Below are 13,903 nucleotides of genomic sequence, written 5' to 3' on the forward strand. Positions count from 1 at the left end.
CTCCTGAAGGGGACTTGACGCCACGCTCACGTGAGCTAGATCAAATTCTTCGTTTAGCCGCCTAGACCACCAGTTGCAACTTTTTGATACTTAGCTCAGGAATTTAATTTCTGGGTCAATTTCTGCAAAAGTATAGAAGTAAATAATCCATTTGTTATTGCTAGAATACCAACTCAGTAATCGAAGTTTTCCATCCAATAAGAAAAAACTAAGATTTACTCTTATCGGCTTCTTTCTGCGCCGCCTCACTATATTTCTTATATAGCTGAGTACGAATTTTAGCTTCTTGATAGCGGCTGTGCTTTTGCGGCACCGTACCCATTAAATCCGAAGCCCGTTGCCATCTAGCAGCTATCTCCAACCACTGAGTTGAAGTTGTGGCTGTTTTACCAGATGCAGAAGCAAGGTTTGCAATTCGCACAGATATTCCAAATGGGTCAGAAAGGCTATTGTTATCAGCACGAGGTGGTATCTGGGCTTTCCTCTGGTTAGTATTTTCTGTAGTTAAAGATTTGGAAGTTTCTAGTTGCATTAGGTTTTTCAGTTTGTTACCTAACTGAGCATAAACAATCCAACCAAGCAATAACAGTGAGCATAAACCTGCTGCTGCTGCTAATATCTTTGTTTGAGATTTGTTTTTGGGTTTTTCTTTGTTAATAAGTACTAAAGGACGAGAAACTGGAGTTTTAGGGAAATTTGGCTTTCCTAGTTCAGCTTGAGCTTCTGTGAAATCTTTAATTAGTTGCTTTACAATATTGGGCTGAATTAATGTAATTTCCTGTGACCAAAGCAATTGGTTCTCGCGATCGCTGTATACTTCCTTTAACCAAAGTAATTGTTGTTCCCGAACAATTCGACTGTTGATATTGACTCGGCGAATGTTACGCGGGGCGATAGACTCAAGAATTTGCTGGATTTGTTCTACCAGGGAAGATTGCTCAAGTTGCTCTACCCTAGCCGCCTCGCACAGAAGTTGTAAGACACCATCAGAAAAAATGGCTCTAGTTCTGACACCAGACTTGGCTAGCTTTTCGTTCAATAGTTGAATAATCGCAGCAACGCTACCTTGGTGAGCTTGCCAAGAGATATCGTTTATCCGGTCTACGATCTGAAATTTAGTGATAGCTCTTCCACCCTGACTGATTAACGTACTCATTAATTTAGGGACTCTTTTCTACTGACCTTGATCTTGTCTTCGATTTTACTTGTAAAAAGATGAGTTGCCAAATAAAATCATAAAAATAGAGCCTTCCTTCTTGGTTCGCTAAGGAGGAGCTATCACGCTCAGTCAATGCAAGGCTTAGGCTGGCACAGAAGCTACCTGTTTGACATAGTACATTAATTATGTGTTTTAGCGATCGCCAATGTTCATTCGGAGTCTCTCTAATTACAATTTTTTACCGCGATCGCTCGGTTAATTCTGTCGGTGCGGTTAACCAATAGCCCACGATGGCGATCGCAATGGTGATCATAGCCGCTACAACATTTGGATAAATCGAAATTCCACCTAACTCAGGTTCACGAATATTGCCTAGAACCGGATCATTGAGAAAGCCATAGGACGTTCCAGGCCAAAATCCGGCAGCAATCAGCCCAATCCAGAATGCAGAGCCGAGAAATGCAGCTAGCCCCATTGAAAAGCGATCACTCGTCGGACGTACCTTCAAAATTGCTAAGGCTGCACTTCCTAGCGATGCCGCCGCAAAGAATGACATGGCACAGTGAAGCTTGGCGTGAGGCAACCAGGCAGGGTTGTTCATGTGACCCTTTGCCAATAAAACTGCATCAACGCCAATCGGAATCGTCAGGGTTGAAATCGCAGCAGCGACAAGCAGCCATTTAGCGAGTTTTTCTCGATGCATACTGGTATATTTCGGTGCAATTATTAGGATAAGAAAACGAATTTAAGCCTATCTAAACCGTATAACTTACTCACAGAGTCTACTTTATTTATGGGATGTAAGATAGGCGTTTCTTGCGGAATTTATGGAATGATTGAGGTCATTCTTGCTATTGGGCGACCAATAGCAAAGTTCTAGATTGCAGAATCAAGTAAATTTTTGGTACATTATGGCAACTTTTCATTTAGCAACAACCCTGGTGTAACTCCAAAATGCTTTTTGAATTGTTTGGCAAAACGGCTTTGATCAGCACAGCCAACGAGCAGAGAAATTTCTGCGATCTTGTGTTTCCCTTGGTGCAATAGTTCCTTTGCTTTTTCCATTCGCTGTTGAAGCACATATTGATAAGGCGCGATACCCATCGACTGCTTAAACAATCGGCAAAAATGATACTGACTCATACCCGCAACTGCTGCCAGTTCAGCTAAATGAAGCGGTCGAGCTAAATAGCTGTGAATGTAATCCAACACAGGCTGGAGCCGATGTCTAGGCATTTCCCCAATGTGCTGAATTTTGGGTTTGAGTGTACAGTATTGTCTCAGCAGGTGAATAATGAATACTTGCATCAGCGATTCGGTGTAAAGTGAGCCGCCTATACTATCGGTGTCAAGCTCTGTCTGAAACAAGTGCGCGATCGCCTCAATCTGTGGATCGCGTGCACCTATGGTACTGAGTAATTCAACATGGCTTGCATCTAATCCACTCACTTCTGCTGCTGTTCGACTTAAAAAAAGTGGGTCAATTACAAACATTAGTGATTCGTCAGTGCTGTCCCATGCCCAAAGCCCTGATGTTTTAGCAGGACAAATCCAGAAATCTCCTTTGATTTGAGATTTTTCTGATTCCTGTTCACCAATACGGGTGATTTTTTGTTGATTGTGATCGCTTAACAGAAAGCAAAGCAGATGATCGTTGCATCCGAGAAAGTCCAGCTCATTCGGTTCCGAGACATGGCGATCGATGGTCAATCCAGATAATTGCAGGGTGCGGCGCTGAGAAATCCATGCTTCCTTCATCGGAGTCTAATGAGTTCATCGACATTCAGGATACGCCCAATAGAAGACTTTTTATCAGAGGCATTAGCGATCGCTAATGCCTTGGTTTGCAAAGCGCAAATTTTTCTACTTCCTTGAAGATTTTGGTTGAGTTATGGGAATTTCAGTAACAAATATCAGCATAATTTTGTGAGTAATTCTCGTTTTTTTGCCTTTTTTCGAGAATGTCAAGATTATTTAGCACAGCGATCGCTACATTAGAAGATATATACATAAAAATCATTGTTGATTTTTCTTCATCCGCAGTTCACACAAAACCATGAGTGCAAATACTATTATTTCTAACAACCCCCTACTCCAAGGCAATGGTTTACCTGCCTTTGCAGAGATTAAACCAGAACGAGTAGTACCAGCCTTCAATCAGTTGCTGACAGAACTTAACCAGCAGCTTACCACCTTAGAGGCTAGTATAGAGCCTACTTGGAGTGGTTTGGTGGAACCTTTAGAAAAGCTTACAGAACGGCTTACCTGGAGTTGGGGGGTGGTGAATCATTTAATGGGTGTTAAAAATAGCCCGGAACTGCGCGAAGCTCATGAAACCGTACAGCCACAAGTCGTACAATTTATCAACAAGCTTAGTCAAAGCCAACCAATTTACAATGCTTTTAAGGCAATCCGCGTTAGTGATAGTTGGGCAACTTTAGAATTAGCCCAACAGCGCATTGTCGAAGCCGCCATTCGAGATGCACAACTTTCTGGTGTTGGCTTAGAGGGAGAGGCAAGAGAGCGGTTCAACGCCATCCAAATGGAGTTAGCAGAACTTTGTACCAAATTCTCTAACCATGTACTTGATGCCACTAAAGCCTTCAGCTTAACCCTGACAACAAAAGCGGAAATTGACGGCTTACCCCCAAGCTTAGTGAGTTTAGCTGCTCAAGGCGCTCGTGAGGCTGGTGAAAGCAACGCCACCCCAGAAAATGGCCCTTGGCGGATTACTTTGGACTTCCCCAGCTACGGGCCTTTCATGCAGCACAGCACCCGTCGAGATTTACGTGAAAAGCTCTACAAAGCTCATATCACCCGCGCTTCTGGTGGCGATTTAGATAACAACCCCTTAATTGAGCGCATTTTAGAGTTACGGCAAGAACTCGCAGATTTACTTGGTTTTAAGAGTTTTGCCCAGTTGAGCCTTGCGAGTAAAATGGCTCCTAACGTTGAGGCAGTCAACGCCCTGTTAGAAGAACTACGCGGCGCTAGTTATGATGCTGCTGTCAAAGACTTAGAAGAACTCAAAGCTTTTGCAGCAGAACAGGGAGCCGCAGAAGCTCAAGATTTCAAACACTGGGATATCAGCTTTTGGGCAGAACGCCAACGAGAAGCAAAATTTGCCTTTACCTCTGAAGAATTGCGTCCCTACTTCCCCCTGCCCCAAGTGTTAGACGGCTTATTTGGATTAGTTAAGCGGCTGTTTGGTGTCACTGTCACCTCTGCCGATGGTCAAGCGCCAGTATGGCATGAGGATGTCCGTTATTTCCAAATTACTGATAAAACTGGTTCTTCCATTGCCTACTTCTACTTAGACCCCTATAGCCGGCCAGCAGAAAAACGCGGTGGTGCTTGGATGGATGTGTGTATCAATCGGGCTAAAATTACCGAAAATGGTGTCACGTCCATCCGCTTACCTGTAGCTTATTTGGTATGTAATCAAAGTCCTCCCGTAGATGGTAAACCTAGTTTGATGACCTTCTATGAAGTAGAAACTTTGTTCCACGAGTTTGGTCATGGATTGCATCATATGCTCACCAAGGTTGACTATACCGGAGCCGCAGGCATCAATAACGTAGAGTGGGATGCAGTGGAACTACCCAGTCAGTTTATGGAAAACTGGTGCTATGAGCGACCCACTTTGTTTGGAATGGCTAAACATTACGAAACTGGTGAAGCTCTACCGGAACATTATTATCAAAAGCTGCTAGCGGCACGTAATTATATGAGTGGTACTACGATGTTGCGGCAGATTCATTTTAGCAGTGTTGATTTGGAATTACACGATCGCTATCGCTCTGGCAGTAACGAAACTCCGGCGGATGTGCGTTATCGCATAGCCAAGAGTACTACCGTTTTACCACCACTTCCAGAAGATTCAATGTTATGTGCTTTTGCACATATTTTTGAGGGTGGTTATGCAGCCGGCTACTATAGTTACAAGTGGGCTGAGGTACTAAGCGCTGATGCTTTTGCCGCTTTTGAAGAAGTTGGGCTAGAAAATGAAGAAGCGATAAAAGCTACAGGTCGGCGTTATCGGGATACGGTACTGGCACTTGGTGGTGGCCAGCATCCAATGGAGGTGTTTAAAACTTTCCGGGGTCGTGAGCCGAGTACGATCGCTTTGCTCAGGCACAATGGTTTAGTTAGTGCTGAGTGCTGAGTGCTGAGTAAAGAGTGTTGAGTCAATACTTTTCGGTTAAGGTACACAGTCTTTAATGATCCCCCTTAGTCCCCCTTAAAAAGGGGGAAATAGAGCCATTCTTAGCCCCCCCTTTTTAAGGGGGGGTTGGGGGGATCGAGTCTTATCCGAAAAGTATTGAGTGCTGAGTAAAGAGTGCTGGTGTCAACTAAAAACACCTCTGTAGAGAGGTTGCAATAATGCAACATCTCTACACCTATCAAATCTTGGCTTGTGTTTCCTAATCTAAGGTTTGTCCGATAAAATCGGTTCTGCTGCAATATCATCCAAGCTAATACTACCTAGCAAATTCCGCCACTCTGCTTTCAGTGCTGCATCTTTAGGATTTTTTTGACGCAGTTCAGCTAGAGTCGTCAGTGCCTCGTACCATATCCCCTTTTGGGCATAGATAGCATAGCGCTTTAGAAGTTCTGTGGTTTCTAGCTCTTTGATTGTGGCTGGATTCAGTTCGACTCGTTGTATTACCCCTTCGACGAAAGTCGGGGGCGAATTCTTTTCCTTGTCACAGTTAATAGTGAAAAACCAGCGATATTGTTTGTTTAGCGCCAAGGCGGGAGCAGTGCTAGGTAGGGAAACGCGGATGACTCCTGGTTTATCTGGTAGAGCGATCGCTTTTTTGTATACCTCGTTCAAGTCCAAATCTTGCAGCACAAATTCAACTGTATAGTCCAAATCTTTGGTATATGGTACATAGAAAAACCAACTTGGGTGTTCTACTGTTGTCTGTCCCCAGACATTAATCACTGAGTTCTCTTCGGTAAAGGACACTAAAGCAGTCAGGTCAGGTTTAGTAAATGGACATCCACGAGGGCCTCGCCTAGCTCCACCACGAACGCGACCTCCAGGAGGTGGACCAGATGGGGGTGGGGGTTGATTAAAGGTTGTGGCTTGAGCCAGAAGCGTTTTAGAATCAGAGCGTAGACGTAGCCCGCCGTAGGCATCGTGTAAACTACCAGGGGTAGGTTTTGCCAGTATTGGAGTCAGGCTACCTAGCAAACTGGTACAGCTAAAAGCTACTACTAAAGACAGTTTTATCGGTTGTAAATTTGATTTCATAAAAACCTTACTTTTTAGATTTTGGGTTAGTTGAATACTAAGTATTTGAATTTTTAATTGTTGTTTTTGAATCATAAATTGACATCAAGCCCACCATCGCTACCAGCGACAAAGCCGACGGTACAAACGGCACCCAAGCACCCGAAATTAACAGACTTAAGCAAACTACATACAAAATACTAGAGGTAATACTGACTGCCAATGCCAGCCAGGGTAAGGAAAGCTTTCGCCAAGCCAGGACTCCCCCCACTAAAGACCAGCCCCATATCCAGACCACCTCAAGCCACAGTGACCAAACCCGCAGCAATGGTCGCCCATCTTGGACAGCACTAAGGATCTGGCTGACCATATGGGCTTGTACTAATACTCCTGGCATTTGTTCATCTAAGGGAGCGCCATAGGGTGTAGGCCAGGTGTCTGGCGAATCTCCTTTTGCCACCACACCAATCAGAACAATCCGGTCTTTGATAGCACTGGCGTTAATTGGACTAGATAAAAACTGCGTTAGCTTCACCTGCTCGGCTATTTGTTTTGGGGAATGGTAGTTGAGTAAGATTTGACCGCCATTAGCATCAATATTTTGATAGCCGCCGGTGCGAGATTTCAGATTCGGAAAAATAGTTTTACCCAACTGCAAATTCCCTTCAGGGGTAAACTTTGTTTGAATTCCTAAAGGTCGTAGATAGAGGGAGGCTAGTTGTACACTGAATGCGTAGGGAGCAGAACAGAACGATGTCGTCTCCTGGTTCATGAACAGGAGATGCCGACGGATAACTCCATCGCGATCGTGAATAAAGTCACTAAATCCGAGGTTTCCCGTGGGGATTTCTGGCGGCGCCTTAATACCTTTAATATTTGCTGTGCGATCGCTTCCCTTGCAAATTCCAATCAAGTTCTGAGTTTGCTGGAGACGAGTAATTAAATTTTTGTCTGTGGCCTTAAAATCTCGGTAGATATCCAAGCCGATCGCACGAGGTTGGTATTGATTCAGTTTTGCCAGTAGTTTGTTGAGAGATTTTTCCGAAAGGGAAGTTCCCATTAAGGATTCGTTATTTTGTCTTTGAGTTGCCAGATCATCATCGTCAATTGTAATTATTAACAGGCGTGAATCAATTCGCTCGGCAGGACGCGATCGCATCATCAGATCAAAGGCTTGAATTTCTGGACTTTCTAGCAATCCCAGCCATCTCACCCCACAAACCAAGGCTGTAATCGCCAAGCTAGAGAACAAAGTTATCTGAAATCTACGTCCTTTAGACAAAGCTAAATTCGGTATATCTTCACTTTTGGCACACCTTAATTCATCCCAAGTCGGTGGTATCTGCGCTGGATTTTGGCAAATCACTGGTAGCCAAGTCGCACAGGGAAATCGATCCTCAAGCCCTTGCAACCGTTCCCGCGCTTGGCGTACCGCTTGATATAAAGATTCGCCACCGGCAAAACCTTGGAGAAAATACTTTAAGAACTCCTTCGCAACCTGATCTGGGACAGGTTCGCGCATGACAATTATTTGAGGGATTTGCAAATCAGCGAGTTCTCGCGCCAATCCCAATCCATCACAGGAGTTGAATATAGCTAGTTGCAAGCCGTTTCCAATGGCTTTTTTGAGAGCATACTTTAACTCGCCAATGGTGAGGCTATCAGTTTTATTTAGGTAAATTCGTCCGCATTCTCCATTTCCCTGACTGGAACTGTGTCCGGCAAAGAAGAGAATATCCCAGTTTTTTTCCCAGAGATGTTCAGTCAATTCCTGACGTTTTGGTTCTACCAAAAAACTGACCTCTGCATTACTACACTGTTGCAGCAAAGCTTGATCAGCCTGGGTGTCAATTCCCTGACTATTGCCGACGATCGCTAAAATGTTGACTAATGGATTTAGAATGCGTGACTTGTGAATGCGATCGTAGGATGGTGAAGAAAGAGCGATTTCAGCCTTGGGGTAGCGTTCCAATAAGTCCCACAGATGCCAGGGTAACATCTGCAATTGGCTATTTTCTGTTTGCAAAATTACCCGTATTTCTTCCGTGGACGACAATCTTTCTAACCATTTTTCCCTTAAAGGGCGAAATTCATCAGATCGCAGCCAGGTATTAAAGCGTGCCCGCAAAATATGGGAAGTGTTTTCGCAGTCTTGGATCATTGATACATTCGTCACCTGCATTTGGTCAGCATAGAGACGATAACGATTGCCTATCTGCCGATAACTAGACTGCCAATGACTATAGTACAAAGGCATTTCGGGGAATGCGGGTAGCTTCCCCGCAATTTCTGTTGTAGGACGCTCATGTTCTTCCCCAATTTGGAGGGTAACAGCAAACCCCTGCTCAAAACTACCCTCTCCGAATTTCAGAACCACTAACTTACCCATCACCGTCGCTATCTCCCTATGCAAAATCACGCCCTGTTCTAATATCTGACAACAAGCTCCACGAGCGTTTACAGACTTTTTTCCCAATCCCCAAAAGCCGGGTTAAATTTTTAATTTTTAATTTTTAATTAATCAATTACCACTTAATAAGTTAGCGACGAAGAAGGAAGATAGCTAGATGTTTCAAATCCTAAAATGTTCGGTAATACTGGTATCATTCAAGGCTACCCTAACGCTAAATTGCTCTGTGGGTTCACCACGAAACTGTAACTGAATGTAATTGTCTAATTTTCTAGATTGAGCATTTAGAAATACTGCACCCGAACTATCTAGAACGGTGAGATGGATTCCCGACGGCAAGTAGATTTGATTCCCAGTGGCGTGCAATTGCAGATGAATACTAGTTTGTTCATTTTTTTCAGGGCTGATTTCTACAATCAACATGACGGGTTGGTTGAGAATTTGGATACCCAAATCAATCAGTTTTGCACGTTTGGTAATTGATTCTGGGAGGTTAAGGGCATTTAGTTCCACAGTCTTAGCACTGCGAAAGGCATAAGCTGGTCTGAGTTCCGGCACGTTCCACAAGGATTCAATAGTCTGCCAGCCCGTCTCAAATATACCAGTAAACCACTGACTCAAATTCACTAATGAGGTAAGTGGGGATTGGCGCAGTTGCCCTAAGTGGTCGATAAACGTTTCCAACGGTTGCAGTTGCTCTAAAGGCAGTGTTTCAGTTGCGACACTAGGGATAAAACCAAGTAGCCGAGCTTCTTGGAGCGATTCATCAAATTGAACTACTAAATAACCCACCCGTTCTTCCCATGTTTCTGGAGGAATGGAACATATTTGGTGATGCTTCCACACAGGACGACATTCCAGACGACCAACTGAGGGTATCTCTAAGTCAGCGATATTCGCACAAAGGCGCATGATGGGGTTCCAGCTGTCACTAGCTTCGAGGTTAGTAGGAATATCCATCATTTCCAGGTAGTCATTCACCACCCATACAGCCAGCGTATTCAGCCGGACTTGCTCTGCTTTTTCAGGATTTGGCTGCTGATTAGCAAATTGCTGGGCAGTTATGCGAGCTGTTTGGGAAATCGGCAATGTTAAAGCGAAATCGTCTAGCTGATAGGTGGAGTTATTCATAAGTCAATCTCTAGGGATCAATGCTGCTATGTACATATCGTTCGCATTCATTAAATTTATGCCACAAAATTGAGATTTAATACTGGAGAAATAGAGGGCAGGGGGATAAGTCTTTAATACTCGCCGATGAGTCTTTGATACTCGCCGATGAGTCTTTGATACTCGCTGATGAGTCTTTGATACTCGCTGACGAGTCTTTGATACTCGTGAACGAGGTTTTAAAGGGGTTTGGCCTTAAGTTGACACCAATGCCCAATTCGCAAATCACAACCAGTTACCAATCAACACATAAGCAGACCAAAAGCTTGGTGCTTGATAGTTGGGATGTTTCAGGAGATGAAGCTGGGCGCGGTGGACAGCTTCAGCTTTGCTGATTTTGCCACTTTTGAGTTCTTTATAGAAGACACTAACAAACATCGCCGTCGATTTATCATCAATTTGCCACAGGGAAGCGATGGTACTGCGTGCCCCAGATCGGACAGCTGCTCCTGCTAGACCGAGTGCTGCACGGCTGTCTCCTGTTGCTGTCTGACAAGCACTCAAAACTAATAGTTCTACTATGGTTTTACCCTGACTGCGGAAGAGAGTATCAAAATCCTTGACGTTGATTTGACCATCGAAATCTAAAATAAACGTGTCTTCAAGGCGGGAACTAAACTGACCGTGGGTTGCCAAATGCACTATGTTAAATGAAGCAGCACCAATTTCACTCTCTAAATTCTTTTTCTTGAAATCACTATCCAATAGGCTAGTTGTTGAGACTCCGGCTTTAGTAATGCCGTCGAATTCAGATTTGATGGCAAGCAACGGTGCAAACTTGGAAAACTTTAGCGGGGGTTGAGTTAGTCCTGCCGTTAATGCTTTTAACTGCTGTTGTACTAGCGGTTTAGGGTCGAGGAGTTGCAGACCTACACTCAGGGCGATCGCATATTTCTCTACCAAATATTGCTTACCATCGTAAAGAGCTGCCATTGGTAAATTGCGTAACGGGCCATCCAGGACGAACACTAAGGTATTAACACCACTTTTTTGTAATTGTGACTCAATGGGTTTGAGCAGCCAGTTATAAACTTGGTGCGCCTGGGTTTGGACGGCTTTGGTAGCGGTGGGATTAACAAGATTTTTTCGCAGTTCTACTAAGAGTTTCTCTACTTCTGTGTGGGAAATCTGAGTAGTGTAGTTTTGCAGGGGTTGTTTGGGAATTTTAACAATTACCTGGAGTTCATTTTGAAGAATAATCGGATAAAGGATGGCAGCTGTGGGATTATCTCGGTCTACTACTTGATCTAGGGCTACTCTGTTACCTTGCAGACAAGCTTCCCGGAAAAAGTCGTCCAATTCTGCTAGTTGGAGTGCTTCAATTCGCTGGCGGACTTTCTCCAATATTTTTTGATCTGGTTTTCCTTCTTGGGATTTCAGCAGTAACTCTACTGACTGGCGGTAGACGGGTTCTACGCTGTCCCGAAAGTTGAATTGGACATCCTGGTTAAGTACATCTTTATTAACTACTAAATCTCTACGGAGAGACTGGAGAGTTTCTACAGCCGCATCATACGCCGCGATCGCCCCATTTAGATCTTTTTGTGCCCAAAGTAATCTACCTAGCTGCCATTCTAAGGTATAGGTAATTTCTGGTGCATTGCTGCTCTGTGCCAAAGCTAATCCTTGTCGGGTAAGGTCTTGCGCCTCTGACCACTGTTTGCTTTCTTCGTACAAACCGCCTAAACTCTTCAAAGCATAGGCTTCTGTGCGCTTGTCACCTAAACTGCGGGATTGCTCAATGGCTTTTGCGAATAAGAGTGCTGAGTGCTGAGTGGGGAGTGGGGAGTGGGGAGTGGGGAGTGGGGAGAAAGAATTTTGACTGGATGCTTGCAATACACCACTTTTAACTTTAGTCAAGCTTTGTGAAAAATTAACTTGAGCGTAGATGCTGGAACGGCTGAGGGGGAGTTGGTCGAGTTGGGACTCAATCAACGGTAAGATAGTTTGAACCTTTGCCCATTGTTGATCTTCAATGAGTAGTCCCAGGTGATTCAGTTGCGCTTGAACTTTTATTAGGGGTGAGGGAGATGCTGCAACTGCTTGTTGATAATAGGCGATCGCCTGTGACTTTTCTAGTTGTTTACGAGCATTATTCCCCAGGCTAAACAGACTAGCTCCAATATCAGGGCTTGATTGCAGATTTTGAGCAATTGTCAGACTTTCTTCTAGTACCTGGCGTGATTTTGGCAAATTGCCCAACACTAAAAGGGCATCACCGAGCGATCGCAAACTCACTGTTTTTTCTCTGGAATCTGGTTGAGATTTTAACGTCTGACTTACCTGATCGAGGGTTTTGACAGCACGAGGATAAAATCCTTGGCTTCGCCAAGCCTGGGCTTGATTAATTAGCGATCGCACCACACCGCTTTTATTATCTACTTGCCTGTAAATTTTTTCTGTCTGCCGCCAAGTTGCTAAAGCCGCCTCGGACTGTCCCATTGACAGTTGTAGACGACCTTGAATATCTAGTGTTTGGGCAAATATTTGCCGATTTTGATTTTTATCCGGTGATTGAAGCAAATTCAAGCTTTCTGTAATTGCCTGCTGCGCCTGACTCCATGCACCGAGTTGCTGGTAAGCCAAGGAAAGATTACTTAGGGTTGCTGCTAGTGTTAGACTCTCCCCTTGCTGTTCACTGATCAATGGCGTTCGCGCAGCGTCTCGTAGAGAAGTGTGCTTATACGCCCGGACAGCCTGTTGCAACACTTCTACCGCCTTAGCAAAATTTCCAGAATTGTATAAAACTTTGCCTTGTTCTAGTAGTGAGGCGGGATCAGCGACCACAGTCGGCGATATAACATTATTAATTGGCAGTTGGGATGGGGGATTAATTGCGCCAGGAACTTTTGCTAGTACAGGTGAACCGAGAACGCACAGCAAAGCTATCAGAAAGTACAAAGGCAAACGGACAAAGTGAGCTAACATGGTGAGGAATTGGCGAACTCCAAAGGCGTAAAAAAATTTACCTTTTGGACGCCAGAGACTACAACCCAAAATCCTAGTTTTTTTAGTCATAAGTATGACAAAGAATAAGTGATAACCAGGAACGCACAGGATTAAATATCGGCGTTTGGGCTACCAGGGTAATGTTACCATTTGCATCCATGACCTATCCTTGAGCTTCCACAATCTTATTTACTATGATTGGAAAAATATAGTAATTTTATCAGCAAAGTCTAGTTGAAAAGCGATCACAACAAATGCTGACAAGCATGGAGACGATCAAAAATCAACATACATTCTTATAACAATCCCTCCAATTGAGCAAATTTACGCAAGCGCGGTAGACATTGGCGCTGATAAAAACTGCTTAATGTCGGAATTGACAACCCAAATTCCTCAGACAACTCTCTCCAGCTAACTTCCGGGGGTAGGCGTTTGAGAATTAACACCTGACAATTTACGTCGGGACGGCCTTTAATATAAGTTCGGCATAGTTCCCCTTCCGAGTCTGTTTGTACCCATGTCTCCAAGTCTTCTAAAATGGGAGGTACTTGGGGGTTAGCTGGAAGGTTATCTACAGGATCAATCGCTTCACTTGTTCCACCCGATGTAGACTGACGAACCCTAAGAGGGACTGTTGTGGCTTGTTCCCGGTTCTGGTCAAGATAAAAGTCTTGTAGTCTCCTTTTTAGGTAAGCATTCAGCCAAGTGATGACACTGCCATAAGTCGGATCATAAGTTTGACCAGTCATACCATCACAAACATTGCGGCAGAAATACAACCAAGTTTGTTGTAGTGCGTCTTGATAGTAGGGAACACTTTCCCTCCAGAGTCTACTTGCTGTCAAGCGAATAATTTGCGTGAGCAGCTTTTGACGCTGAGGGCTTCCAATTGGGTGTCCACAGGCTTCGGTAACTAAGCAGCGTAGCTGTTCATCGAATTGAACCATGACAATCTATCTTGGCGAAGAAAGCAAGA

9 protein-coding genes are annotated in these 13,903 nt (G+C 44.2%); 1 reads left to right on the forward strand and 8 read right to left on the reverse strand.

Annotated features, from left to right (window positions below):
• Nucleotides 1–208 precede the first annotated feature (208 nt).
• The 3 genes from ACEW80_RS17100 to ACEW80_RS17110 all read right to left on the reverse strand — a co-directional run bounded on the left by ACEW80_RS17100 (nucleotide 209) and on the right by ACEW80_RS17110 (nucleotide 2,917).
• A complete protein-coding gene (locus tag ACEW80_RS17100) occupies nucleotides 209–1,156 on the reverse strand; it encodes a hypothetical protein (protein WP_373527740.1) in 948 nt (315 codons plus the stop codon).
• A gap of 241 nt (nucleotides 1,157–1,397) precedes the next feature.
• Nucleotides 1,398–1,862, reverse strand: a complete 465-nt coding sequence (locus ACEW80_RS17105) for a hypothetical protein (protein ID WP_373527741.1) — start codon at nucleotides 1,860–1,862, stop codon at nucleotides 1,398–1,400.
• Nucleotides 1,863–2,068: 206 nt separating this feature from the next.
• The gene (locus ACEW80_RS17110) at nucleotides 2,069–2,917 is read right to left on the reverse strand and encodes a helix-turn-helix transcriptional regulator (RefSeq protein ID WP_373527742.1); all 849 of its coding nucleotides are present in this window, start codon (nucleotides 2,915–2,917) and stop codon (nucleotides 2,069–2,071) included.
• Nucleotides 2,918–3,215: 298 nt separating this feature from the next.
• Here ACEW80_RS17110 and ACEW80_RS17115 point away from each other — a divergent pair, with 298 nt between their 5' ends.
• Entirely contained in the window at nucleotides 3,216–5,324 is a 2,109-nt protein-coding gene (locus tag ACEW80_RS17115; RefSeq protein WP_373527743.1) for a M3 family metallopeptidase, read from the forward strand.
• A 264-nt stretch (nucleotides 5,325–5,588) separates the two neighbouring features.
• On the opposite strand, the gene ACEW80_RS17120 is transcribed toward ACEW80_RS17115, so the two are convergent.
• From ACEW80_RS17120 to ACEW80_RS17140, 5 genes are all read right to left on the reverse strand, one after another.
• Nucleotides 5,589–6,419 carry a DUF928 domain-containing protein gene (locus tag ACEW80_RS17120; RefSeq protein ID WP_373527744.1) on the reverse strand — a complete coding sequence of 277 codons (831 nt, stop codon included), beginning with the start codon at nucleotides 6,417–6,419 and terminating at the stop codon, nucleotides 5,589–5,591.
• A gap of 37 nt (nucleotides 6,420–6,456) precedes the next feature.
• Nucleotides 6,457–8,787, reverse strand: coding sequence for a CHASE2 domain-containing protein (locus ACEW80_RS17125; RefSeq protein ID WP_373527767.1), 2,331 nt, complete (start codon nucleotides 8,785–8,787; stop codon nucleotides 6,457–6,459).
• A gap of 183 nt (nucleotides 8,788–8,970) precedes the next feature.
• Nucleotides 8,971–9,939, reverse strand: coding sequence for a DUF1822 family protein (locus ACEW80_RS17130; RefSeq protein WP_373527745.1), 969 nt, complete (start codon nucleotides 9,937–9,939; stop codon nucleotides 8,971–8,973).
• Between the two features lie 264 nt (nucleotides 9,940–10,203).
• On the reverse strand, nucleotides 10,204–12,906 hold the full coding sequence (locus tag ACEW80_RS17135) for a CHAT domain-containing protein (RefSeq protein ID WP_373527768.1): 2,703 nt from the start codon (nucleotides 12,904–12,906) through the stop codon (nucleotides 10,204–10,206).
• Between the two features lie 317 nt (nucleotides 12,907–13,223).
• Nucleotides 13,224–13,874, reverse strand: coding sequence for a sigma-70 family RNA polymerase sigma factor (locus ACEW80_RS17140; RefSeq protein WP_373527746.1), 651 nt, complete (start codon nucleotides 13,872–13,874; stop codon nucleotides 13,224–13,226).
• Nucleotides 13,875–13,903 lie beyond the last annotated feature (29 nt).

It is taken from the genome of Nostoc sp. (assembly GCF_041747015.1).
GTDB lineage: Bacteria > Cyanobacteriota > Cyanobacteriia > Cyanobacteriales > Nostocaceae > Nostoc.

Bases quoted from the DNA above. Each gene is read 5' to 3' on its own strand.
- ACEW80_RS17140 (WP_373527746.1), bottom strand. From the start codon at position 13,874: ATGGTTCAATTCGATGAACAGCTACGCTGCTTAGTTACCGAAGCCTGT.
- ACEW80_RS17105 (WP_373527741.1), bottom strand. From the start codon at position 1,862: ATGCATCGAGAAAAACTCGCTAAATGGCTGCTTGTCGCTGCTGCGATT.
- ACEW80_RS17135 (WP_373527768.1), bottom strand. From the start codon at position 12,906: ATGTTAGCTCACTTTGTCCGTTTGCCTTTGTACTTTCTGATAGCTTTG.
- ACEW80_RS17130 (WP_373527745.1), bottom strand. From the start codon at position 9,939: ATGAATAACTCCACCTATCAGCTAGACGATTTCGCTTTAACATTGCCG.
- ACEW80_RS17100 (WP_373527740.1), bottom strand. From the start codon at position 1,156: ATGAGTACGTTAATCAGTCAGGGTGGAAGAGCTATCACTAAATTTCAG.
- ACEW80_RS17120 (WP_373527744.1), bottom strand. From the start codon at position 6,419: ATGAAATCAAATTTACAACCGATAAAACTGTCTTTAGTAGTAGCTTTT.
- ACEW80_RS17115 (WP_373527743.1), top strand. From the start codon at position 3,216: ATGAGTGCAAATACTATTATTTCTAACAACCCCCTACTCCAAGGCAAT.
- ACEW80_RS17110 (WP_373527742.1), bottom strand. From the start codon at position 2,917: ATGAAGGAAGCATGGATTTCTCAGCGCCGCACCCTGCAATTATCTGGA.
- ACEW80_RS17125 (WP_373527767.1), bottom strand. From the start codon at position 8,787: ATGGGTAAGTTAGTGGTTCTGAAATTCGGAGAGGGTAGTTTTGAGCAG.